Below are 22,199 nucleotides of genomic sequence, written 5' to 3'. Positions count from 1 at the left end.
GAACACAGAGTGGCACTGCTTACCGTGTTTTTCTATACACTTGCCTGGATGGACAGTATGGAGATTCAGGAAAAGATGATGGCAAGCTACCAGAAGTTCGATCTTGAGAGTTGGGGGCGGCGTGAGCATTTTGAAGTCTTTAAAACGTATGCTCAAAATGCGTTCAGTATTACGGTTGAAATTGAAATTACCGGGTTTCTGAACTGGGTGAAGGCCAGGCGCTGCAAGTTTTACCCGGCAATGATCCATGAGGTAGCTGCTGTCCTTAATCGCTATCCCGAGTTTCGTATGGCCATGAAGGACGATGAGCTGATTGTCTACGATCGACTCAACCCCAGCTACACCATCCCGCACGTGCAGCAAGAAAGTTTTTCATCTATTTGGAGTGAGTACCACGAGAAGAAAGAGGACTTTCTGGCCGAGTATGAGCGGGATCTGGAAAAGTACGGCGAGGACACTCGTTACTTTCCACGATCCGATACGCCTGAAAACGTATTCTATATTTCCGCCTTGCCGTGGGTTTCCTTCACCAGCTTCAGTATGCAGTTCGCGAGCCTGCATAATTTGTTCACCCCTATTGTCACGCTAGGCAAATACTTTGAACGGGACGGCAAGGTTTATATTCCCGTGGCCATTCAGTTGCATCATGCTGTGTGTGACGGGTTTCATGCGGGCCGCTTCATGACCGAATTACAGAAGGGGTGCCACGACTATTGATCGTGTTCAGTACTTACTGTCACCAAAGCTTTGCCGATCCTTGCATGGCAGGGCTACTGAGCCTCGCTGAGCTTGTATTCAGACGCAAAAAAGCCCGCTCTATAGCGGGCTAAAATGCTTTTTGCGGAGCAAGGTACATTTTGCGGAGCAGAAATTTACCTTGAAAACTCTCACAAGTCGCAGGGTGCTTGGTGGGTCGTGACAGACTCGAACTGTCGACCAATGGATTAAGAGTCCAGTGCTCTACCAACTGAGCTAACGACCCCCGTTTCCTGCGAAGAAAAAGATTATAGAACGGAAATTATCTAGCGCAAGACGAGGTTACATAATTTTACGTTTATCAGGAGACCGGATCAGGACGGGTGAAGGTGTCGCACATTTTCAGCTGTCCGGTTTTATAGCCTTCCATGAACCAGGCCATGCGTTGTTGCGAGCTGCCGTGGGTAAAGGAATCGGGGACCACATAGCCTTGCGATTGCTTTTGCAAGGTGTCATCGCCTACGGCTTGAGCGGCATCCAGGGCCGAGCGAATATCGCCTGGTTCCAGAATCTGGCGTTGCGCGTCAGCGTGGTTTGCCCAAATACCGGCATAGCAATCAGCCTGAAGCTCCAGGCGTACGGAGGCTTGACGAGCCTGAGAGGCGGAGCCGCTGCGACGGGCCTCATCGACACGACGCATCATGCCTAACTGGTTCTGAACGTGGTGGCCCACTTCATGCGCAATCACATAGGCAGGGGCAAAGTCGCCCTTGACGCCCATCTTTTGCTCCATCTCGGTGAAAAAGCCCAAGTCTATATAAAGCTTTTGATCGGCAGGGCAGTAAAACGGCCCCATAGCAGATTGACCCGCCCCGCAGGCGGTCGGGGTAGCGCCCCGGTACAGCACCAGCACGGGATCGCGGTAGCTGCCATTGGTTTGCTTGGCAAAAACATCACGCCAGACATCCTCGGTTTCGCCCAGGATCTTGGCAATGGTTTGGCCCTGTGCATCCGAGGCTGCAACGGGTTGAGACTGAGGGGCGCTGGTAGGGCCGTCGGCCAGGTTCAGCACCACACTGGGATCCACCCCAAAGTACATGGCCACCAGGGCCAGCACGATTGTCCCCAAGCCGATCTTGCCGCCGCTCAATCGTGGCCCATTGGCACGGCGGTCCTCGACATTACGGCTGGAGCGAGACTTATCCAGACGCATCACGCTCTCCTTGAATTGGAAAACGTCAATGTACTCTGATTTCCGTGGATAGAGCAGGGGCATTTTCGATTCTTGTCATCGGAAAACGGGTAGGGGGCGTTAATTACCCCACCATGACAAGTCATTGAATTGCTTGGCTTAATGTGACTTGTCCAAAGGCTATCCCCGAGCTTGCCCACCGAAAATGTGGATAAGTGGATAAGTAAGTCACCGGGACACTGCGGTATGCTACTTTTCTCAGAGCGTACCCTACTGGAGAGCGAGTATGTTGGGAGGAACCTTGTTGGCCTTGCGCGACCATGCACGAGTCCGTGCCATTGGAGCGGTCATAGCTCGATACGGGATTGGGGATGTGATGCATCGCCTGGGCTTGTCGGACCTCCTGCCCGGTAACAAGACCCCGGTGGCGGCCGAGATGCCCGAGCGTTCGGCACCTGAACGTTTGCGACGTGCGCTGGAAGAGCTGGGTCCGACCTTTATCAAGCTGGGTCAGATTCTGGCTACACGTAATGATTTGTTGTCGTTGGAGTGGACGCAGGAGCTGGAGAAGCTGCAAGGTCATGCCGCGCCGGTGCCTTGGGAAACGATCAGACCCGAGCTGGAGCAGGCTTTGGGTCAAACGGTTGAGCAAGCCTTTGCGCGCTTTGACACCCAGGTGCTGGCCTCGGCCTCCATGGCACAGGTGTATCGCGCCTGTTTGCGGGATGGCACCGAAGTCGTGGTGAAGGTGCAGCGCCCTGGTCTGGAGCCACTGATTCAGGCTGACTTGCGTTTGTTGAAACAGATTGCCCGCCTGGTCCAGCAACAAGGCCTGCTGCCCGAGTATCGCCCCTACGATATCGTGCGTGCCCTGGCTGAAGCCATTGCCGATGAGCTGGACTTCACCCGCGAAGCGGCCAATACCTTGGCGGTGCGCGAGAACATGCAGCCTTTCAAGGACATTGTGGTTCCGCGTGTCTATATGGAGTGGACCAGCGCGACCGTCATGGTGCAGGAGTTTGTCCCCGGGGTCTCGCCCATTCAAGAGGCACAGTTGCAAGCCATTGAGGCGGATCGTCCTTTATTGGCCCGCCGAGGTGCCTTGGCGTTCCTGCATATGGTGCTGGAGGACGGGCTGTTTCATGCTGATCCGCACCCCGGCAATATGATGGCCTTGCCGGGCAATAAGGTTGCCTTTATTGATTTCGGCTTGGTGGGCCATTTGACGGAACGTCGCCGCCAGCAATTGCTGGTGTTGCTACGGGCGATTGTGGATGGACAGGCAGATGGGGTGGCAACGACCTTGCTGGACTGGTCCGGGGCAGAGGACTTTGATTGGAGCCGTCTGGAAGAAAGTGCCCAGCGTTATGTAGCCCGACAAAGCAGTGGGCTGTTGTCCATCTCGGCTGCCTTGCTGGACTTCATGGCTCTGGCGCGCGAGAACCATTTAATTCTGCCGCCGGATCTGGCCTTGCTGTTCAAGGCTTTTATCACGGCGGACGGTGTGCTGAAGCGTCTGGACCCGCAGTTTGATGTGGTCGAAGTCGCGCAGCCCGTGATCATGGGCTTGATGCGCAAGCAGTACTCGCCACGTCGTGTTTATGCGGACCTGCAACGCAGTTTGCTGGAGTCCCGGCAGTTGGCCATGGATGCGCCCCAATTGCTGCGTCTGTTGATGCATAGGGTGCGGCAAGGAAAGATCTCCGCGCGTATTCAAATCGAGGGAATGCCGCGTCTGGCCTCGTCGCTGGAAAAGGCGGCCACCCGTCTGGCCATTGCGATTGTGACGGCGGCTTTTGTATTGATTTTGGGTCCGGTGCTGGTTACGCGCGGTCCCGCATGGCTGGGTCTGACTATTTTCAGCTGGGCGGGTTTATTAGCCGCTGTGCTGGGTCTGGTTCTGGTTTTGTGGGGATTTTGGCGACGGCGCTAAGAAGTATCTTGAGGCCGTCGCTTTCTGCGCAGGAAGTGCTCAAGCGGCTAGTCACCGTCCAGTTTAAAAGACGGCTAGTAAAAATGCGGCTCAGCCCAAACAGTCCCCGCATTATCCCCAGGTTTATTCACAGCTTCTGGGGATAAGTCGGGCTTACATAAAGTCGTCCATGCCACCGCCTACGGGTGCCAGACCTGTCATCCAGTACACACCCCAGGCAATCAGCGCCACAATGATCAGAGCGAGAAAACGGGTTTTCCAGCTGTCTTTGCTGGCAGGCAGGCTGGCATCGGCGGGAACCGGCATGCTGCCCTTGACCATGACGCTGGTTAATTTCTGACCACGCAACACGCGATACAGGAAAATAGCCAGGATATGCAAGGCAATAATGGCCAGCATGATCCATTCATTGGCTTTGTGCAGGCCGGTCAGGGTTTTGGACCAGTCGCTGCTCAGATAGGCCAAAGGGCCAGTCGTGAAGATGTCGTCATTGGCAAACAGGCCCGAGACCGCTTGAAAACCGAACACAATCAACATGATCCAGACGGACCAGGCACCGATGGGGTTGTGGCCGGGGTAAACCGCGGGCTTGTCGCGCAAGTAGCGCAGGCTTCGTACAGGATTGGGCAGGAAGTGACTAAAGCGGGAGTAGTAACCACCAATCAGACCCCAGACCAGACGAAATGCCAGCAGCCCCAGAGCCAGCAAGCCAAAGCGTACGTGCCAGTCCATCCACAAACCGCCAACCTTGATCGTTACAAAACAGCCCACGATGCTGATCACGAGCAGCCAGTGGAACAGGCGGGTGGGTAGATCCCAGATGAGTAAAGGGCGAGTCGAGGAGGCGTGCATAGGGAAAATCCGGAGAGACTAAGACATCTGATTATAGTCAGTGTTGTCTTGGAGTCCGTTTTCCGCCGCGGGTTCCTTCTCTTATTGAGTGCGGTGTTTGCGCTTGCGCAAACTGATCTTGCGACCGTCGTAACGGTACTCGTCGATCAGGGTGGGATTATCCAGGCTGGGGGTTTCCATGATCAGGGTTTGGCCCTGGTGGCGTACTCGAATTTGTGCGCTGCAAGACCCAAACGCTGGCGAGACGGTATAGCCCTTGGATGACACTGTGACCCAGTGATAATAAATCGAGCAACCCCCCAGGCCGTTGTCCACCGAAATCAACGCTGTCTGGTTGTTGGATTGTCTGAAGGCGTAGGGAATATTGATCAAGCCCTTGAGTTCGGGAGCGATGATTTGCGAGTCCAGTTGCAGTTGCGCTTCATAGACATAATCGCTTTGGCTCACTTGCAAGGTGCCGTAGGGGCTGTCCAGACTTAATTGAGAAGGAGGCTGGGGCCAGGTCTGGCTTGCCGCACTATGGGCGACAAACGGTTGCAGGGCCAAGCCGAGCCCAATCACAACATAACGAATAAAGACCTTAGTGGCGGGCATGATCAATCAAGTAAGAGGATGATCAAGGCTCAGTGAAAAACACAAAGCGCCATAGATCATCTGTATTTGTAAGTTTCATAACATTTTATGTATTTTCTTGTTGCGTAGAATACCGGATCGCAGAACTTTTCGCTATAAGGATAGGCACATAAGGTGAATGTTTCATGTCTGTGTCATAGGGGCACTGGCGAAATTAGTCCTGAAAAGCATCTTGCCTCAGGCTTAAAGAAATGGAGTGAATTGGGCTATCATTGCTAGGTTGCCCCGGATGGGGCCAAGCCGCATTTCTTCGTTGCAGCAGAGACTCATTATGCAATCCATCCCGGATGCCGCACTGGCATCAGAATCGGACTCCACGCTGGCTGCCCAGCAGGCCAAACCCGGCGCTTTATTGGACTACGTCAGCTCCAGCCGTTTGCCTACCCCCTGGGCCGTATTCCAAATCCATGTATTTGTAGAGCGCAGCAATCAAAAAGAACACGTCTTGTTGACCCTGGGGGATGTGGCCGACGGCGAGCCTGTCCTGGCCCGTGTCCACTCCGAGTGTCTGACGGGCGATGCCTTGTTCAGCCTGCGCTGCGATTGCGGCCCTCAACTGCAATTGGCGCTGGAACGTATTGCTACGGCAGGCCGTGGTGCCTTGATGTATTTACGCCAGGAAGGGCGGGGTATTGGTCTGGTGAACAAGATCCGTGCCTACAACCTGCAAGATCAGGGGGCGGATACGGTAGAAGCCAACGAGAAGCTGGGGTTTCCTGCGGATATGCGTCGCTATGATATTTGCAAGGATATGCTCGAGCACGTCGGTATCCAGAAGCTGCGTCTGATGACCAATAATCCGCGCAAGGTAAAAACCCTGCAGGAAATTGGTATTGATGTGGTGGAGCGTGTGCCGCATCAAATTGAAGGTAATCCCTTTAACGAGGCTTACCTGAACACCAAGCGTCTGCGTTTGGGCCACTGGCTGGAAACAGACGAATAAAAAGGGGCGCGCGGGCAGAAATTGATTCTGCTCCGATTTCGTTCCTGCTTATCGCGGTATCAACACAAAGGGCCATCAATTGGCCCTTTGTGTTTTTCTCTGGTGGAGATTCAGCGCGATCAGGATGTGCTACCTGCTGGCAGGCAATGCAAAAGAGAAAGCCGGATCCGATGTCCACGCAGGGATTGGGATCCGGCTTTATCTTTGCTTGCTCAGGCTTGAGCGCTGAAGGGGCGGGTGGCTGCTTGTGCAGAACTAAACAGCCAAGGCCTGGTCGAACCAGGCCTTCCCGGTCTTAGGCAGGACTCTTTTCCAGCAAGGCGCTGACACTGGCCTTGGCGTTCTCTACAATCTGATCACGCAGCTCTGGGGTTTTGCCCAGACCTTCGGCGTACACAATACGCAGGTCCGTTACACCCATGAAGCCGAACATCACACGCAGGTAGCTTTCCTGATGTTCCATGGCCTGGCCTTGCTCCGATTCGGAGTAGATGCCACCACGGCTCAGAACCAGGTAAACCGTTTTGTCGCCAGCCAGACCTTCCGGGCCATTGCTGGTGTAGCGGAAAGTGCGGCCAGCTTGAGCCAGACGGTCCATCCAGGCTTTCAGTTGGCTAGGAATGGTGAAGTTGTAGAAGGGGGCGCCAATCACCACCACATCGGAAGCCAGGAACTGGCTCAGGTATTGTTCGGTGATGGCGTTCTCGGCACGCTGGCGCTCGCTCAGGGTGGCTGGGTCCAGACCCAGACGCATGCCCAGGGAGTCAGCCGAAAAGTGAGGTGGCGGGTTCAGGGCCAGATCTACATGCTCCACTTGGACTTGCTCATTTTGCTGGCGCAGCTGATCAACCACAAATTGCGAAAGTTCGCGGGAAACGGAGTTGGCGCCGGTGATACTGGAGTCTACGTGTAGCAGTTTCATGATGTTTGGTGTCCAAAGCGATGAAGGAATGGTGTCATTATGTTTGATGCCCATACCTTTGATAAGCCGGTTTTTCTGAGAAAGATTATTCTACTTTTGTCTGTAATCCTGGAAAACTTCCCTGTATGTATGACTTAAATGACATGGTGCTATTTACCGAAGTGGTACAGCGTGGCGGCTTTAGTGCTGCTGCCCGACACTTGGGCATGCCGCCATCGCGAGTATCGCGACGTCTTAGCCGTCTTGAGGCTGAAGTCGGTGTGCGCCTGCTGCAACGCACCACGCGCAGCCTGTCTCTGACCCCTGCTGGAGAGGTGTTCCTGCGCCATTGCCAGGCCATGCGTGACGAGGCCGAAGCTGCGTATTCTGCGGTGGCTCAAGTGCAGCAAGAACCGCGTGGTCTCTTGCGTATCAGTTGCCCGGTCACCTTGGCCCATACGGTCTTGTCGACCGTGTTTGCACAGTTTCTGATTCGCTACCCTCAGGTTGAGCTGGAGGTGGAAGTCAGCAACCGGGTGGTTGATCCGGTGGCGGACGGGATTGATGTGGCTTTGCGAGTGCGCAGCACCTTAAGTGATAGTGCGAGCTATATCGTCAAGCGCCTGGGTGAAACAGGGGCGATTCTGGTTGCTCAGCCTGAACTGCTGGCGCGTTTTGATCCGGTGCGCGGCCCGGCTGATTTGGTGAAATTGCCCACGGTGGCCATGTCGGCCCGACAAGGTCAAAACGAATGGGAGCTGTATGGTCCCGAGGGCGCCAGCCTGACGGTAACGCACAGGCCGCGCTATATGGCCTCGGATTTGCTGACGTTGCGTGAAGGGGTGGAGCAGGGCATAGGCGTGGGTATCTTGCCCGACTATATGTGTTGCGAGGCCTTGAAAGCCGGACGCCTGGTGCAGGTATTGCCACAGTGGGCACCCTTGCCGGGGATTATTCACGCTGTGTTTGCTTCCCGCCGAGGCATGGCCCCGGCGGTACGACATTTTCTGGATTATCTGGGTGAGCAACTGCCGGTGCATCACCCTAAAATTTAAGTGATTCAGCGGGCGGTGGCTGCAAAGGGGCAGCTGCTTTGTGCGGGCAGAATGGCCCAGTTCAGATCAATCATGGGACTGCGCTCGGAAGACCAGCGCTGCTCGGCCTGCCCCTTGATAGGGGCTTGCTCGTACAGCTGGAGCAAGGATGCGGGAGGTTTCCCACGGGTCTGAATGCTGTACACAATCAGAGCGCCGCATTCCATATCCTGCGGGAGTGTCAGCCAAGGTGAAGCAGCCGGGTCAGCATCAATAAAGACCATCACATCCTGGCCGGCATGAACGGCAATATTGCCGCCTAGCCAGGTATCGGCTACTACGACTTTAAGTGGGATGCCGGGCATGTGTTCGTTCCAGATGGCTTGCATTTGGGCAGACACTTCCGGGCCGGGGAAGGTGGAGCGAGAGTCCCGACCTTTATGCCAGGCCAATGGGCCACGAGCCAAGGCGTAGCCCGATGCCAGCAAAATCTGCAACACGATCACAATAATAGTCACGCGCCGCAGCTGGATCTTGTCCTTGCCGTGCATGACCCAAAGAGCAAAAAAGCCATACAAAACAAAGAAGGTGGTGGCCCAGGAAGCGACCAGACGGGTGCCCATCATGGCTGAAATCAAGACGGTGCTGACGATCGGAGTCAGGCCCACCCATAGCAGGAATTGCTTGTCGCTGCGGGAAATATCATCGGCGTAGCGTTGCTTGTTTTGCAAGGCCGCGTCGGATGGGGCCAGCTTTTTTCTGTCGCGACGATTCCAGATACCCAGCGCAATCATGGCCACAACCATGGGGCTTAGTCTCCCCAACTGGTCCAGGCTAAACGCCAGCAGTTCCTTGTAGGCCTCCCAGCGGGTGTGTGTTTCCAGCGAGCCGTCCATATAGCGGAAGGGGGCGAAGTCGTGCTTCACCAGCCAGTACAGATGGGGCGACAAGACCAGCACATAGGCAAGCAGGGCCAAGCCCAGCCCTATCCAGGTCTGCCGCTGACGCCACATACCGCTGCGCAGGAAATACAAAAAGAAGGCGGTGAACAGAATCACGGCACTGTATTTGGTGACCGTAGACAGCGCAGCGACGGCGCCCAGCCATAACCAGTCTGCCGGTTTCTGGTCGCGGCTGGCGCGATAGAAAAACCAGGTCGCGGCGGTTACGGACCACAGTTGTGCCGTGTTGTGATTAAAAATGGTGCCGCGCAAGGAAAAGTAAATACTGACAGAACTGATCAGCAAGACCATGAAGGCGCGTTCGGGATTCAGAAATTCGCAGGCCAGTTTCCAGATAAACCATAGCCCCAGCACCGAAGCTGTCATGCCCGCGGCAAAGGTCAGCCAGGCCGGGCGTCCGACTACGCTGGTCAAGGCGGCCATCACCCACGCTGGGAAGGGCGGATGCTTCAAATAGCCCAGCTCGAAGCTGGCCGACCAGACCAGTTCTTCCATGCCGTCCAGATCGGGGGCTTTATGGCTAATTGCCATCAAAACGGTCCACAGCAAAATCATGAATAACAGATACAGCAGCACATAGCGCTGGTAGGTGTTGGGCTGAGCCGATGCTGGGTTTTGGGCAGTCATGCGTCTGGTGAAAGCGTGAAAATAAGCAAGTGTACTTCTTGTGCGTTGAAAAGCTCCGATTGGACAGGCGTCTTAATCTGGGCTACGATGCGCTTCGTCATTAGGGAGTAGCCGCTTCGGTTTACCGAAGATCAGCGTCAACATACTTGACCTACACAGGGTCATGGCGCTGATAGCAACTTAGCCTGGCAAGACTTTTGACCATGGACCTTCGCGTTTGGCCGGGAGGGTTTGTGGTCATTTGTCTCTTATCCGGCCAGGAGTTGTTATGGAAGCGTTGTTTATCTCCACGGGTGTGGTTGCCTTGGCAGAAATTGGGGACAAAACCCAATTGTTGGCTTTTATTCTTGCAGCCCGCTACAAACGCCCTTGGCCCATCATTCTCGCTATTTTCATAGCAACCTTAGTTAATCACGGTCTGGCTGGCGCCATTGGTGCTTGGGTTCCCGCTTTGCTGGATCCTGAAGTGCTGCGTTGGGTGTTGGGTATTTCCTTTCTGGCCATGGCCATCTGGATTCTGATTCCTGACAAGATCGATGATGCCGAAGCCACCCGTACGCGTTTTGGTGTTTTTGGCACCACGCTGGTGACCTTCTTCCTGGCCGAGATGGGCGACAAGACACAGATTGCGACGGTCGCTTTGGCTGCTAAATATCAAGAGTTCGGTTTGGTGGTGCTGGGCACGACCTTGGGCATGATGTTGGCCAACGCACCTGCCGTTTTGTTTGGCGAGCGCATTGCCCGCCGTTTGCCGACTCAGTTGGTACACCGGATTGCTGCCTGTATCTTTGCCGTGCTGGGTGTGCTGGCCTTGTTGGGAGGGGCTGAAAGCCTGGGCTTTTAGCGAACTCAGGTACTGGATGCCAATTGTCGTAGTCGGCCTGGGTGGGCTGGTTTGCGACGAGCGGCGTCCATTTTCACAACCGGGGCCAGGATCAAGGGGGCAGCAGAGCGAGTGGGTGGGTGAGTATGCGCACTTTCTCCGTGATTCAGGACACTGATAGCCTCTTGCAGTTCGGCCCCATTCTGGTTCAGTTCCTGCGCTGTTTCACTCAAGTCATGGACCAGAGCGGCATTGTCGCTGGTGATTTGGTCCACCTGTTTCAAGGCCTGGGTCAACTGGCCCAAACCGATGCTCTGCTCGCTGGTGGCAGCAGAAATCTCACCCATCAAACCCGCAACCTCAGACACGGATGTCAGGATTTCCTGCATGGTCTGCCCCGCATGGGCGGCGTGGGTGGCACCTTCAGCACTGAGGGTTTGGGTTTCGGTGACCAGTTGCTTGATTTCATCGGCCGCTTGAGCCGCTTGCTGAGCCAGCGAACGCACGGCAGAGGCAACCACCGCAAAGCCTTTACCGGCCTCTCCGGCGCGGGCCGATTCAATTGAGGCGTTGATCGACAGGATATTGGTCTGAAAGGCGATGTTATTGATCATCGACACGATATTGCCAATATGCTGGGAGCTTTCCAGAATCTGCTGCATGGATGAGCTGACTTTCTGAACCGCCTCGTTCCCGCGACCCGCGATCTCCGCGCTGCGGCTAGCCAGTTCGTGGCTGGCCTTGGCGTTTTCCGCGGTCTGTAGAACGGCTTGCCCAAAGGAGCTCATACTGGCAGTGGTCTGCTGCATGGAGGCCGCTTGCTCTTGAGTGCGTGCTTCCAGCAGGGCGCTGTTATCCGAGAGCTTGCGTGACACCATTTGATTGTTGCTGCAGCTATGGTCCACGTCGGTACTAATGCTCATCAGGCTCTTACGCATCAGATCCAGATTCTGGCCCAGCGTTTCCAGCTTCTTCACAGCGGGTCCGCGTGTGTTGACTGTCAGGTTGCCTGCGGCAATTTGTTGGGCGATGTGCGTGGCCGTTTTAAACGATCCCAAAACCCGTCGCATCAGCACGGCCTGATAGCCCAAAATCATCAGTGTCCCCACCCCCAGAGAACTGGCTAGGAGGATCATGCTTTGCTGTGGCATTTCCGTATTCAGGATCATGGCAATAATCCCGCCGGTAATACCCAGATTCAACAGGCCTTTTCGTAAAAAGGCGGCCAACAAACTGGGACCAGCCAGGAAACGAAGGCCGGCAAAAGGGCGACGCCAGCTGCGAGCTGTAATTTGGCCAGCGCGTATCGTTCGGGAACGATTTCGACCTTCGCGCAATTCCTGATAAAACTGTTCAGCTGCTTGAATATCCTGAGGTTTTGCGCGCACACGAACCGACGCAAAGCCGGTTAATTCCCCTTGTTCAATAATGGGACTGGCATGGGCCAGAACCCAATAAAAACCGCCGTCTTTACGGCGATTCTTTACCACCCCCACCCACGAACGGCCCTGTTTTAAGGTATGCCACAAATCTGCAAAAACTTCGGATGGCATATCGGGGTGACGCACGATATTGTGCGGCTCGCCAATCAATTCTTCCCGACTAAACCCGCTCACCTCGACAAAGGCCGGGTTCGCATAAATGATGCGCCCGGCCAGGTCAGTTTTGGAAATGAGATATTGCTCGTCCAGCAGCTCGGTTTCGATGCCGGTAATTGGTAGATTCTTGCGCATAGCCTTTCCCTTTGTATTTTTGTATCAGCAAAAGACTCGAGATAAACGGATCAATTTCTTGTTGTGAATTTTCGTGAATAGTATCATTTGATTCGTTTTTTATGTCTAAAAATAAAAAAATGATAATCAAATGAAAATTTTTGTCACAAAAAGATCGAAATTGAAAAAATTGATCCTGGCTGATAAAGGGAAGAGGACGTGCTCAGGAGGGCAGGTATTGGGCGTGGAAGGCTTCGCTGAGCAGCTGCAGGAGCAGGGCAATGGGAATGGGCTTGGCCAGGGCTGTTGCTTTGCCGGGCAGACCGCCACGCGCGTGAATATCGGCGGCGCTCAATGCAGAAATCACATAAATCTGGGTATGTTCGGTTTCAGGGGCATCGGCCAGCGCCTTGAGCATGGCAAAACCATCCAGTTTGGGCAGGTTCAGGTCCACGATCAGCACATCGGGGTAGAAATTGCCGGCAGCAATCAGACCTTTCAGTCCATCTTGTTCGCAGCGCAATTCGACCGGGAAGGGCAGATGTTCCATGGCCATGCGGTAAATCGCCAGCAAATCCAGGTCGTCTTCAACGACCAGTACGCGCAGGCAGGGTTCACCGCTGCAAACAGGTAGGCTGGGAGTGATCGGAGCATCAGGCGTCGGGGGGCTGGTTTGCCCACGGCGCTCTTGCAAGATGGCTTGTACGGAATCGCGGTCGATGCGTCGGTGCCCGCCTTGGGTTTTCCAGGCTTTCAGGGTCCCGGCTTCTACCCAAAGTTGTACGGTGCGTACAGACACACCTAGTAAATCAGCAGCCTGCCGAGTGGAGTAAACGGCGTCGTTCATGGAGTCAACAAAATGAAAGCAGGCCAGACCGGGGAAAGAAAGGCTATGGGCCCCGATGTAGCAGTGCAGAGTGTAGAGACGGTATTAGTAAGTACAGAAATACTACTAATGGCAATGGGAAGTGGCCTGTTCACGCCAAGTGATAGGCAGAGTATTGGACACACATGCTTCTAATATCTCCGATTTTCAGATGTTCATGCTTCATCAGGGACTCACTTCAATCGGGCGGGCCTGTGAACCTGGACTCGCCTTGCTGATTTTACGCGTATCCCTTGCGCTGTCGTGTTACCGGACGGGCCCAGTGTGGGGAGCTGAACACACTTATAAGTGTTGATGTTACGGGCGGGTCCGGGCGGTGCTCGGCTTGTCGGGCCAAGAAAAAGGGTGTTAGCACCCTAGCACTTGTTTTTATCGTTAGTCTTGATCCTGGTCAGTCTTTATGAAATAAATAGGAATCCATTTTGTACAAGTTCCCTTGTTTCCTCAAAGAAAATTTATGCGCCTTATGATACGGCTGTTTCTGCCGTTAAGCAGTATGGGCGGTGGTTTTGGAGTAAAACTTTTAAAAAGTACTAATCCCTTTCTTATTGTTCCGCCTGATTGTTATGAAATTTATTTATTAGGCGATTAACCGTTTTTTCACCCAGGCTGATGCAAAGGCATTGGCAGATCAGTAATCCCATCTAGAAAAATGCTTGGTTTATCCGCTGGACTGGCTTTTTGTCGCATGGAGATTGAAACCACACTGAGGCAGGCCTGGTGCTTGTTTTGGGACGAAAATAGGGGATTGGCTTGTTGCTCACACTATTTACCAGTTTTTTGATCGGGCAACGTTTGTTTGACCGAGCGAGCGTGCCTAAATGGCCGGGACAGGCTTATGAAAAAGCACATCGCTTTGAGCAAATGCTGGATGCCTTGCCCGATGCCATTGTCATGTTCGATTCCTGTGGGCGAATTGAGGGTTGTAATCGGGCCATGCGGCGTTTGCTGGATACGCCGGAATTGGCCAATGACAACGATGATTTAATCGATTTTTTCCAGAATCTGGAAAAAGGAATACGGGCAGATTTAGCGTATTTGCTCCCTGGGATTAGTCAGGTTATTAACCGCGAAAAAAATCCTTTTTACTACATGCACCGGGATGGGGAAGGGGAACAGGCCCGTGCCCTGGAGTTTCATGCCTACGCGGCCTCCGATTCAGACAGCGCAACGTTGTTAATGATTCGCGATGTCAGCACAAAAATGCAACAGGAGCGCGATCGTGCCGACTGTTTTGCCATGGCTGCCCATGAAATACGCTCCCCGCTGGCCGCCATCAGCGGCTATATCCAATTGCTGCAACTGGAGACAACCCCGTCAGCCTGGGCCAGCAAGATCTACTCTCAATTACATGAAAAGGTTCGTGGCGTTGATGTGCTGCTGGATGATTTGACGCGCTTGAATCGCATGGAGTACGAGGGGACGAGCATGCAGGAATGGCGCGAGTCCGATTTGCGTGCCGTGCTGCGCCTGAGTCTGCGCCCTTTTCACGAACAACGCCACCGCATTTACCTGGATGTGCCCGAGTATGGCTTATGGGCCAAGGTGGATATCGTTCCTTTATTGGTAGCTCTGCGCAATGCGCTGGAAAATGCCCTGAAGTACTCCGCGCCAGACACCATGGTGACCCTGCGCTTGCAGCCGGGCGAAACCGGTTGGGCTCGGATAGAGGTCCTGGATCAAGGGCCGGGAATTGATCCGCTCTATAAAGAGAAGGTCTTTGACAAGTTCTATCGCCTGCCCGGCCAACAGGTGCAAGGAAGCGGTCTGGGCTTGTCCATTTTGCGCTCGATTGTTCACCACCACGGGGGCAGAGTCTATTTCAAGGACCGTCCGGGTCCAGGAGCGCATTTGGTCATGGAATTGGTTCTGCTGCCTTCCGCGTCGTATATACCTTAATCTTCCCTAAAATAGGGTTATTTTCATATATTTAAGTTTGATATAAGGTACAATTTGCGCTCTTTTCGATGAAGCGAGGTGATCGCCATTCCAGGTGCACCTCGCTTTGAAGTTTTTATGTTGCGGTCGTCTCGTTGGTAGGGAGCGCAAAATCTGTTAAAGGAGCACACGATTATGCAAGGCTTGCACTTGACCGCAGACCTTTACCAATGTGCATGCAGCCCGGAGCTGCTGATCGATGCCCAGAAACTGGCTGATTTTTGCCGTCAGCAGACTATTGATGCAGGGCTGACGATTGTTGGTGAAGAGTGGCAGGCATTTCCCGAATTTGAAGGGCAGCCTGGTGGTGTTACCGGGGTACTGTTATTGGCCGAGTCTCACTTGGCCATCCATACCTGGCCAGAGCGTGGTGGCGTGACGCTGGACGTCTATGTCTGCAATTTCATGCAGGACAATTCGGGCAAGGCGACCCGCCTGATTGACGGTATTGAGCAGGCTTTCAAGCCCGGCCAAGCCCAGCGTAATCGCTTGTGGCGTGGCGAGGCTGATGGCCCGGCCCATGCTGGTGAACTGCTGACGGAAAACCTGAATCAGGATGCGCTGTACGGCTTTCGCTTCACCGAGCGCTTGCTGGAGCGCCAGACTGCTTTTCAGCGTCTGGAGTTGCTGCGTTCCGAAACCTTGGGTAAGACCTTGCGCCTGGACGGTTGCATGATGACTTCCGAGGCCGAAGAGTTCTTCTACCACGAAGGTCTGATTCACCCGGTCGCGATGTCTCACCCGAATCCACGCCGTGCCCTGATTGTGGGCGGTGGGGATGGTGGAGCCCTGGAAGAGTTGTTGAAGTACCCCAGCTTGGAGCGAGTCTCTCTGGTTGAGCTGGATGGGGAAGTGATCGAGGTGGCTCGCGAGCACTTGCAGTCCATTCACAAGGGGGCGTTTGATAACCCGCGTGTACAAATTCAGATCGAAGACGGCGCGAAGTTCCTGGCCAATACACAGGAACGCTTTGACTTGATCTATCTGGACCTGACCGACCCCGAAACTCCGGCCGGTCCCTTGTACACGGCGGCCTTCTTTGAGTCCTGCAAACGTGCGCTGGCAAGTGGTGGTGCTTTGGTATTGCACCTGGGTTCGCCTTTCCACGAAAGTCAGCAGGTCAAGAACTTGAGCGAATCTCTGGCCAGTGTGTTTGCACAAGTGCATGGCTACGGTCTGCATATCCCGCTGTACGGCTCTTACTGGGGGCTGGCAATTGCCTCCGACGAGCTGAACCCGCGTGCTTTCTCCGCCGAGCAAATCCAGGAACGACTGGAGCAGCGTATGAGCAACGAGAACCAGGATTCCCTGCAGTTCTACAACGCTGACATTCATGGCGCCTTGTTTGCTCTGCCTACTTTCTACCGCCGCCTGATGCCTGTGAATGAGGTCAATCTGGAAGAGGTCTGTTGAGCAGGTTCTGGACAGTTTGAGTCTGCCTTCGGGCAGGCTCTGTTATGAGAAAAAGCTCCTGATCCTATGAGGTCAGGGGCTTTTTTTGTTTCACGACGGCACCTGTCTTGCTCTGTGCTGTACCCAATCGAAGTTCTATACAGCGGATTTATCCATGGCTGAGACGAGCTCAATCTAAGCTCGTGCGAATGTCTATCGCTCTCCTTGAGACAGAAGGTCACCGCAACGGTGCATAAGCTGCGCGGCAGTGGAGGTGTGAGAAGTGGGACAGATAGAGCAATCTCTACTGGCTGTTCTTGCGGCGGGGTTTGGCTTGGGGCTTGTCCCGCGAAGCGGGAAAAACACGAGCACTCAGGAAATCGATGAAGACCCTCACTTTCGGTGAGAGATGTCTGCTGGAGGGCCAGAGGATGTGGAAAACGCCAGTGCGCTCTGCATGGTCGGCCAGAACGGTCTGTAGCCGTCCATCCGCCAGAGGCCCTCTGATCGAGAATTCTGGCAAATAGGCGATGCCCAAGCCTTGCAAGGCAAAGCACACGCGTGTCTCGATGTTGTTGCAAATCATCGAGGTAGGTAGCGTCAGTTCGGGCTCATCTGTCGCGCGGCGTAAAGCCCACGGCTCCAGCTTGCCGCTGTTGGGAAAGCGGTAGTGCAGGCAGGTGTGATTCAGCAGATCAGCAGGTACTTCGGGTATTCCTTGCCGCGCCAGATAGTCGGGCGAAGCGACCAGTAGCGACCGGAAGGAGCCAAGCCGACGGGCGGAGAGGCGCGAGTCAGTTGGGTCGCCCGTTCTGATCACGGCATCGAAACCTTCCTCAATCACATCGACCAGCCGGTCGGTGAAATCCAGATCCAGCTCAATCTCGGGGTATTCACGCATGAACTCACCGAGCACGGGCAACACCAGTGAGCTGACTAGCGGCAAACTGACTCGCAAACGGCCGCGTGGCGCAGCGCTTGCTTGCGATAGTTCCTGCTCGGCCGCCTCGATTTCGGCAAGAATGCGGCGGCTGCGCTGCAAGAACAGTGTGCCTTCGGCCGTAAGTGTGACACTGCGAGTGCTGCGGTGGAACAGGCGTACACCCAGCTTTTCCTCCAGCCGCGCCACACTCTTGCCGACAGCGGACGCCGACACGCCCAGCAGCCGACCAGCCGCAACAAAGCTACGTACCTCAGCTACCTGGACGAACACTGTGAAGCTGTTGAGACTGTCCATCATCACACCTTAATTACGGACATAAAGTTCCGCTTAAAACGGAACTCTACCTTACTTTTTCTTTAATTTCAGGCTTTCTATCATGACATTTAGGTCGATTGATGAAAGGAATTACCTGTGATGACTTCCGTAATTACGCGATGCGCTGACGCTCCGACTGCGCATCTTTCCACCCGTGTACAGACCATAGCTCAACAGGCACTGGACCAGGGCCGTCTGGTTGGTGCGGTCGTGCTGGTAGCCCGTGATGGGAAACTGATTCATCGCCAGGCGTATGGCTGGGCCGACCATGAAAGTCGTCGTGCGATGACGGTGGATACGGTCTTTCGCCTGGCCTCTGTGAGCAAGCCCATTGTCTCCACCGCTGCACTGGTATTAGTGGCGCAAGGACGCATGGGGCTTGATGACCGCATTCACAGTTGGCTGCCTGAATTCCGTCCGAGTTTGGCTGACGGTCGTCCTGCGCAGATCACGGTTCGGCAACTGCTCAGCCATACGGCTGGATTGGGCTATCGCTTCCTTGAGACTGATGCGCAGGGACCTTATGCACGGGCGGGTGTATCGGATGGCATGGATGCGACTGGTATCAGTCTGAGGGAGAACCTGCGTCGCATCGCCACTGTGCCGCTCCTGTACGAGCCAGGAACCGCCTGGGGCTATTCATTGGCGATCGACGTGCTGGGTGCCTTGATCGAGCAGGTGTATGGTGCGCCGTTGGAGGTGGCGGTGAGCCAGCTTGTGACGGGTCCGCTGCGCATGGTGAATACCGCTTTTATCGCGTGGGATGCGCAACGCGTGGCGACCGCCTATGTGAATGGCACGCCTGAACCGCATCCACTGCGAGAAGGCGAGACGGTCTCGCCTTTTGAAGGGACGGTGGGTATTTCGTACAGTCCTGCTCGCATTTTCGATTCGCAGGCATTTCCTTCGGGGGGAGCGGGAATGGCGGGCACGGCAGGCGATTTTTTGCGCTTGCTGGAAGCCTTGCGTCAAGGGGGCGGCGGCTTGCTGACCAGTGAAATGGTCGCGGAAATGGGGCGGGATCAGACGAAGGGCTACGAATTGCCGGATGCACCGGGGTTCGGTTTTGGACTGGGCTTTTCGATCCTGCGCGATCGAGCATTGGCAGCGTCGCCCGAGTCCAATGGAACCTGGCGCTGGGGCGGAGCCTACGGTCATTCATGGTTCGTCGATCGGGCGCAAGGGCTTGCTGTGGTCGCCTTCACCAATACCTTGTACGAAGGGATGTCCGGTCGCTTCGTCACCGATTTGCGTGATGCGATCTATGGTGCCCCGGAGGCCGGACAATGAGTAGTGCTACCTCTATGAACCGCTCAGCCTGCTTGCAGAAAGGCAATGGGGCACTTGTGACCCATCAGGATCGTCTGCCGCTACCGGCCTTGTTGGCCTTGGCGATGGCAGCCTTCATCACGATCCTGACCGAAGCTCTGCCTGCCGGTCTGTTGCCTCTGATGGCGCAAAGCCTGACGGTATCCGAGGCCTTGGTCGGCCAACTCATCACCATTTATGCGATTGGTTCACTGCTTGCCGCGATCCCATTGACAGCGGTCACGCAGAGTTGGCGGCGACGGCCATTGTTGCTGATCGCCATCAGCGGCTTTGGCCTTGTCAATATGGTGACCGCCGTTTCTGACAGCTACACCGTTATACTTGTCGCCCGCTTCTTCGCGGGTGTATTTGCAGGGCTGCTTTGGGCCCTGGTGGCTGGCTATGCAGCGCGTTTGGTGCCCAGCCACTTGAAGGGACGTGCTATTGCGATTGCCATGGCGGGCACGCCGATTGCGCTTTCCCTTGGTATTCCTGCCGGCACTCTTTTGGGTGTGGCTTCCGGCTGGCGAGCGATTTTTGGTCTTATGAGCGTGTTGACCATGATCCTTGTGTTCTGGGTGATCGCCAAGGTGCCGGACTTTCCAGGACAAGTGCGTGGAAAAGGGGTTGCACTTAGGATGGTTTTCACTTTACCGGGCATTCGGCCGATCCTGTTCGTCACGCTAGTTTATGTGCTGGCCCATAACATCCTCTACACCTACATTGCGCCTTTTCTTGTTCCAGCCGGTATCGCGGATCGGACTGATCTCGTACTGCTGGTTTTTGGCGTAGCCGCGCTATTGGGCATCTGGATTGTGGGTGTGTTGATCGACCGTTGCCTGCGTGAACTGGTGCTGGTCAGTACGACACTGTTTGCACTTGCCGCGCTGGCACTTGGTCTTGTTGGTCACGTACCGGTTGCTGTCTACGCGTCTGTCGCCGTCTGGGGGCTAGCCTTTGGCGGTTCGGCAACGCTCTTTCAAACGGCCTTGGCCAAGACGGCAGGGGACGCCACCGACGTGGCGCAATCCATGATGGTGACGGTGTGGAATATCGCTATTGCCGGTGGCGGATTCGTCGGCGGTATTCTGCTCGAGACCTTTAGCGTGTCTGCTTTCCCGTGGAGTGTGTTGGTGCTGCTCGTTGCAGCATTAGCGGTCACTGTCGTTGCTCGCTTACATGGCTTTCCGTCATCGAAACAGACATCTGCTACAGGCCGTGCTTAGCAACTCCCAGCACAGCTTGATGCTTGAGTCTGTACGATTTGGCCCTGGCTTTTCCACGCCGTCCTGCCCGATCTCAATCCGGGCAGGACGGTGTAGCAAGATACCGCTTTATTCCTTATCCGCCCCACGATAGCGCTGGTAAGGCAGGACGTTCCAGGTCCTTTTGGTCAACTGCTTGGCAGAAATCACGGTCGGAATATCATCCAGCAAGCTGCGGGCCGAATGCAGCTCGCGCACGACTTCCTGCTTGTCCTGATACATGAACTCGTCCGAGGCTTCTTCCGGTGCTTGCTGCTGCTTTTCTTCCAGATCGCTGATCAGACGTTCCTGCTGGAAGCGCAGGGCAGCACGTGCATCCTCGATCCAGGCGGCTTGCATGCTGCGGTTGTGATCCACCACGGCGCTGTACTCGGTGTACACCCCGTTGTAGATATCTCCCGCATGGTGCCGCACGTCGTGGCTGGCGATTTCCAGATCGCGCACCGTCAGCTGAGATGGATCCAGCGGTTCACTACGCTTGGCCCCGCCCAGACGGGTGTACTGGGTGTAGTAGGGGAACATGCTCTGGATAACCTTGCTGACAGGCTGGATTGCTTCGCCTTCCTCGCACAGTCCTTTGGGCTGGACGCCTTGCATGGCCGGCAGAATGGATTCAGGGCGGCAAATTTCCTTGGGCGGCATGATGCCGTGACGCAGCATCTCGCGAATGCCGGTGCCGGAGATGGTCAGCCTGAAGCGATCATCGTGCGGGCAGGTCTCGGAAGTGGCATGGCAGGCACAACGCGTGCAGTAAAACACTTCGTGGAACAGGCGCACATCAATGCCCATTTCCTTGGGGCTGAACTGATCGAAAATACTGTGGCTGGCGTACTTGTCGTAGTAGCTGCCAATCCCGGCGTGATCCCGACCAATCAAGGCGTGGGTGCACCCATAGTTCTTCATGATCAGGGCATGCAAAATGGTTTCGCGCGGACCCGCAAAAATATAGGTGACGCGCAGCGGCGAGAGGATGGCACGGTCCTTGGGGTAGTAGGTATCCAGTACGTTTCGGTAGGCCATCATGCGGAACTCGTGGCGCACGTATTCACGCTTGGCCATCTCTACCAGTGGCTGCAGGAACAGGCCATCAATCCCTTCCAGCGCATTGCGGTGAATGTACTCGTGGCCACGGTGCAGCGGATTCGCACCGGTGATAAAGCCTGCCACGGAATTGAATTTCTTTTCTTCGTAGAACAGGCGCCACGTGTCTTTGGGTTCGCGGCGCAGCTTCTCGAACGGGCCCCAGTCCACACGCTGCAGCAGGTGCAAGGTGCCACCCAGGGACACATCGCCCATGCGGCGGTAAATGGAGTCCACACCGGGGTGATTTCTGTCCGTGGTGCCAAACAGTTGCTGAGCGCGCTGCTCCTTGTCGTAGGAGAAGATGTCCTCGATGCTCAGGATGGCTACCGGCTCGTTGTCGCTATTGGTCAGCGCCACTTCAGAGCCGACCGAAAGTCCTTTAATAATGTCGCGGTTGCGATCGCCAATCGGGGCGAAGCTCAGCGGCACAGGCCACACCACACCATTACTCAAACGACCCTCTTTGAGCACGGAGTTGTAGTCGGCCTCGTTCATGAAGCCTTTGTTGGGGGAGAGCACGCCCGTAGCAATCATCTCGATGGTGATGACGGCTTCCAGATCCACGCGGATGCTGGGCAGGGTGCGCGCACGTTCGATCTCGTCCTTGACGCGATCCTCCGGGACAACCTGGTTGACCAGTGTTCCACCGTGCGGTTGCTGTGGATAGCGATCAAAGTTCAATGTTGAGTGGTTCATATTGCCTCCTTTAATTTGCCCCGCATGACGATGAAAGATAGTTTTTTTGTCGGGGCGTTTTTCGT

Annotated in this window: 18 protein-coding genes, 1 tRNA gene and 1 riboswitch; of the genes, 9 read left to right on the top strand and 10 right to left on the bottom strand. The window is 55.1% G+C overall.

The window, feature by feature from the left end; translation table 11 throughout:
• Positions 1 to 57: 57 nt before the first annotated feature.
• The gene (locus tag OSH04_RS03320) at positions 58 to 717 is read left to right on the top strand and encodes a CatA-like O-acetyltransferase (RefSeq protein WP_407066151.1); all 660 of its coding nucleotides are present in this window, start codon (positions 58 to 60) and stop codon (positions 715 to 717) included.
• A gap of 189 nt (positions 718 to 906) precedes the next feature.
• Here the strand turns inward: OSH04_RS03320 and OSH04_RS03315 are convergent.
• Positions 907 to 982, bottom strand: a tRNA-Lys gene (locus tag OSH04_RS03315).
• A gap of 75 nt (positions 983 to 1,057) precedes the next feature.
• Positions 1,058 to 1,909: a KPN_02809 family neutral zinc metallopeptidase gene (ypfJ, locus tag OSH04_RS03310; RefSeq protein WP_060186892.1), complete on the bottom strand. Its 852-nt coding sequence runs from the start codon at positions 1,907 to 1,909 to the stop codon at positions 1,058 to 1,060.
• A 265-nt stretch (positions 1,910 to 2,174) separates the two neighbouring features.
• Between ypfJ and OSH04_RS03305 the strand changes: the two genes are divergently transcribed.
• Positions 2,175 to 3,821, top strand: a complete 1,647-nt coding sequence (locus OSH04_RS03305; RefSeq protein WP_035272623.1) for an ABC1 kinase family protein — start codon at positions 2,175 to 2,177, stop codon at positions 3,819 to 3,821.
• Between the two features lie 153 nt (positions 3,822 to 3,974).
• Here OSH04_RS03305 and OSH04_RS03300 read toward each other — a convergent pair whose 3' ends face one another.
• Positions 3,975 to 4,673, bottom strand: a complete 699-nt coding sequence (locus OSH04_RS03300; protein WP_115633886.1) for a cytochrome b/b6 domain-containing protein — start codon at positions 4,671 to 4,673, stop codon at positions 3,975 to 3,977.
• Between the two features lie 81 nt (positions 4,674 to 4,754).
• Positions 4,755 to 5,267 carry a hypothetical protein gene (locus OSH04_RS03295; protein ID WP_239054461.1) on the bottom strand — a complete coding sequence of 171 codons (513 nt, stop codon included), beginning with the start codon at positions 5,265 to 5,267 and terminating at the stop codon, positions 4,755 to 4,757.
• A gap of 310 nt (positions 5,268 to 5,577) precedes the next feature.
• Between OSH04_RS03295 and ribA the strand changes: the two genes are divergently transcribed.
• Positions 5,578 to 6,249, top strand: coding sequence for a GTP cyclohydrolase II (gene ribA / locus OSH04_RS03290; RefSeq protein ID WP_080748089.1), 672 nt, complete (start codon positions 5,578 to 5,580; stop codon positions 6,247 to 6,249).
• 295 nt (positions 6,250 to 6,544) lie between these two features.
• Here ribA and OSH04_RS03285 read toward each other — a convergent pair whose 3' ends face one another.
• Entirely contained in the window at positions 6,545 to 7,171 is a 627-nt protein-coding gene (locus OSH04_RS03285; RefSeq protein ID WP_026483011.1) for an FMN-dependent NADH-azoreductase, read from the bottom strand.
• Between the two features lie 125 nt (positions 7,172 to 7,296).
• On the opposite strand from OSH04_RS03285, the gene OSH04_RS03280 reads away from it, so the two are divergent.
• Positions 7,297 to 8,205, top strand: coding sequence for a LysR substrate-binding domain-containing protein (locus OSH04_RS03280; protein ID WP_009456252.1), 909 nt, complete (start codon positions 7,297 to 7,299; stop codon positions 8,203 to 8,205).
• A 5-nt stretch (positions 8,206 to 8,210) separates the two neighbouring features.
• On the opposite strand, the gene OSH04_RS03275 is transcribed toward OSH04_RS03280, so the two are convergent.
• Complete coding sequence (locus OSH04_RS03275; RefSeq protein WP_251196221.1) at positions 8,211 to 9,773, bottom strand: glycosyltransferase family 39 protein; 1,563 nt, start codon at positions 9,771 to 9,773, stop codon at positions 8,211 to 8,213.
• 90 nt (positions 9,774 to 9,863) lie between these two features.
• A riboswitch (yybP-ykoY riboswitch) is annotated at positions 9,864 to 10,041 on the top strand.
• Here OSH04_RS03275 and OSH04_RS03270 point away from each other — a divergent pair.
• Positions 10,042 to 10,617: a TMEM165/GDT1 family protein gene (locus tag OSH04_RS03270; protein WP_009456260.1), complete on the top strand. Its 576-nt coding sequence runs from the start codon at positions 10,042 to 10,044 to the stop codon at positions 10,615 to 10,617. It abuts the riboswitch before it with no gap.
• Positions 10,618 to 10,622: 5 nt separating this feature from the next.
• On the opposite strand, the gene OSH04_RS03265 is transcribed toward OSH04_RS03270, so the two are convergent.
• Together OSH04_RS03265 and OSH04_RS03260 are read right to left on the bottom strand one after the other, a co-directional pair.
• Positions 10,623 to 12,329, bottom strand: a complete 1,707-nt coding sequence (locus OSH04_RS03265; RefSeq protein WP_035272633.1) for a methyl-accepting chemotaxis protein — start codon at positions 12,327 to 12,329, stop codon at positions 10,623 to 10,625.
• 202 nt (positions 12,330 to 12,531) lie between these two features.
• Positions 12,532 to 13,155 carry a helix-turn-helix domain-containing protein gene (locus OSH04_RS03260; RefSeq protein ID WP_026483008.1) on the bottom strand — a complete coding sequence of 208 codons (624 nt, stop codon included), beginning with the start codon at positions 13,153 to 13,155 and terminating at the stop codon, positions 12,532 to 12,534.
• 852 nt (positions 13,156 to 14,007) lie between these two features.
• On the opposite strand from OSH04_RS03260, the gene OSH04_RS03255 reads away from it, so the two are divergent.
• Positions 14,008 to 15,093, top strand: a complete 1,086-nt coding sequence (locus OSH04_RS03255) for a sensor histidine kinase (protein WP_230940667.1) — start codon at positions 14,008 to 14,010, stop codon at positions 15,091 to 15,093.
• Positions 15,094 to 15,267: 174 nt separating this feature from the next.
• On the top strand, positions 15,268 to 16,545 hold the full coding sequence (gene speE / locus OSH04_RS03250; RefSeq protein ID WP_266107936.1) for a polyamine aminopropyltransferase: 1,278 nt from the start codon (positions 15,268 to 15,270) through the stop codon (positions 16,543 to 16,545).
• Positions 16,546 to 16,828: 283 nt separating this feature from the next.
• On the opposite strand, the gene OSH04_RS03245 is transcribed toward speE, so the two are convergent.
• Entirely contained in the window at positions 16,829 to 17,761 is a 933-nt protein-coding gene (locus OSH04_RS03245; protein WP_083053919.1) for a LysR family transcriptional regulator, read from the bottom strand.
• A 120-nt stretch (positions 17,762 to 17,881) separates the two neighbouring features.
• Between OSH04_RS03245 and OSH04_RS03240 the strand changes: the two genes are divergently transcribed.
• Together OSH04_RS03240 and OSH04_RS03235 are read left to right on the top strand one after the other, a co-directional pair.
• Complete coding sequence (locus tag OSH04_RS03240) at positions 17,882 to 19,072, top strand: serine hydrolase domain-containing protein (protein ID WP_266107935.1); 1,191 nt, start codon at positions 17,882 to 17,884, stop codon at positions 19,070 to 19,072.
• A gap of 14 nt (positions 19,073 to 19,086) precedes the next feature.
• The gene (locus tag OSH04_RS03235) at positions 19,087 to 20,316 is read left to right on the top strand and encodes an MFS transporter (protein WP_266108052.1); all 1,230 of its coding nucleotides are present in this window, start codon (positions 19,087 to 19,089) and stop codon (positions 20,314 to 20,316) included.
• Positions 20,317 to 20,424: 108 nt separating this feature from the next.
• Here the strand turns inward: OSH04_RS03235 and OSH04_RS03230 are convergent, their stop codons facing one another.
• Positions 20,425 to 22,134 (bottom strand): sulfate adenylyltransferase, encoded by a 1,710-nt coding sequence (locus tag OSH04_RS03230; RefSeq protein WP_035272635.1) that lies wholly within the window; start codon positions 22,132 to 22,134, stop codon positions 20,425 to 20,427.
• Positions 22,135 to 22,199 lie beyond the last annotated feature (65 nt).

Origin of the sequence: Alcaligenes nematophilus, from assembly GCF_026344155.1 — a bacterium.
Taxonomy (GTDB): domain Bacteria; phylum Pseudomonadota; class Gammaproteobacteria; order Burkholderiales; family Burkholderiaceae_B; genus Alcaligenes; species Alcaligenes phenolicus.
The sequence above is the reverse complement of the archived record's forward strand: the minus strand, read 5'-3'. Positions and strand labels throughout refer to the sequence as shown.

What these genes read in the sequence shown, in the direction of transcription:
- OSH04_RS03295 (WP_239054461.1), bottom strand. Translation starts at nt 5,267, where the DNA reads ATGCCCGCCACTAAGGTCTTTATTCGTTATGTTGTGATTGGGCTCGGC.
- OSH04_RS03240 (WP_266107935.1), top strand. Translation starts at nt 17,882, where the DNA reads ATGACTTCCGTAATTACGCGATGCGCTGACGCTCCGACTGCGCATCTT.
- speE (WP_266107936.1), top strand. Translation starts at nt 15,268, where the DNA reads ATGCAAGGCTTGCACTTGACCGCAGACCTTTACCAATGTGCATGCAGC.
- OSH04_RS03265 (WP_035272633.1), bottom strand. Translation starts at nt 12,329, where the DNA reads ATGCGCAAGAATCTACCAATTACCGGCATCGAAACCGAGCTGCTGGAC.
- OSH04_RS03230 (WP_035272635.1), bottom strand. Translation starts at nt 22,134, where the DNA reads ATGAACCACTCAACATTGAACTTTGATCGCTATCCACAGCAACCGCAC.
- OSH04_RS03285 (WP_026483011.1), bottom strand. Translation starts at nt 7,171, where the DNA reads ATGAAACTGCTACACGTAGACTCCAGTATCACCGGCGCCAACTCCGTT.
- OSH04_RS03260 (WP_026483008.1), bottom strand. Translation starts at nt 13,155, where the DNA reads ATGAACGACGCCGTTTACTCCACTCGGCAGGCTGCTGATTTACTAGGT.
- OSH04_RS03245 (WP_083053919.1), bottom strand. Translation starts at nt 17,761, where the DNA reads ATGGACAGTCTCAACAGCTTCACAGTGTTCGTCCAGGTAGCTGAGGTA.
- OSH04_RS03235 (WP_266108052.1), top strand. Translation starts at nt 19,087, where the DNA reads ATGAACCGCTCAGCCTGCTTGCAGAAAGGCAATGGGGCACTTGTGACC.
- OSH04_RS03300 (WP_115633886.1), bottom strand. Translation starts at nt 4,673, where the DNA reads ATGCACGCCTCCTCGACTCGCCCTTTACTCATCTGGGATCTACCCACC.
- OSH04_RS03320 (WP_407066151.1), top strand. Translation starts at nt 58, where the DNA reads ATGGAGATTCAGGAAAAGATGATGGCAAGCTACCAGAAGTTCGATCTT.
- ypfJ (WP_060186892.1), bottom strand. Translation starts at nt 1,909, where the DNA reads ATGCGTCTGGATAAGTCTCGCTCCAGCCGTAATGTCGAGGACCGCCGT.
- OSH04_RS03275 (WP_251196221.1), bottom strand. Translation starts at nt 9,773, where the DNA reads ATGACTGCCCAAAACCCAGCATCGGCTCAGCCCAACACCTACCAGCGC.
- OSH04_RS03280 (WP_009456252.1), top strand. Translation starts at nt 7,297, where the DNA reads ATGTATGACTTAAATGACATGGTGCTATTTACCGAAGTGGTACAGCGT.
- OSH04_RS03270 (WP_009456260.1), top strand. Translation starts at nt 10,042, where the DNA reads ATGGAAGCGTTGTTTATCTCCACGGGTGTGGTTGCCTTGGCAGAAATT.
- OSH04_RS03305 (WP_035272623.1), top strand. Translation starts at nt 2,175, where the DNA reads ATGTTGGGAGGAACCTTGTTGGCCTTGCGCGACCATGCACGAGTCCGT.
- ribA (WP_080748089.1), top strand. Translation starts at nt 5,578, where the DNA reads ATGCAATCCATCCCGGATGCCGCACTGGCATCAGAATCGGACTCCACG.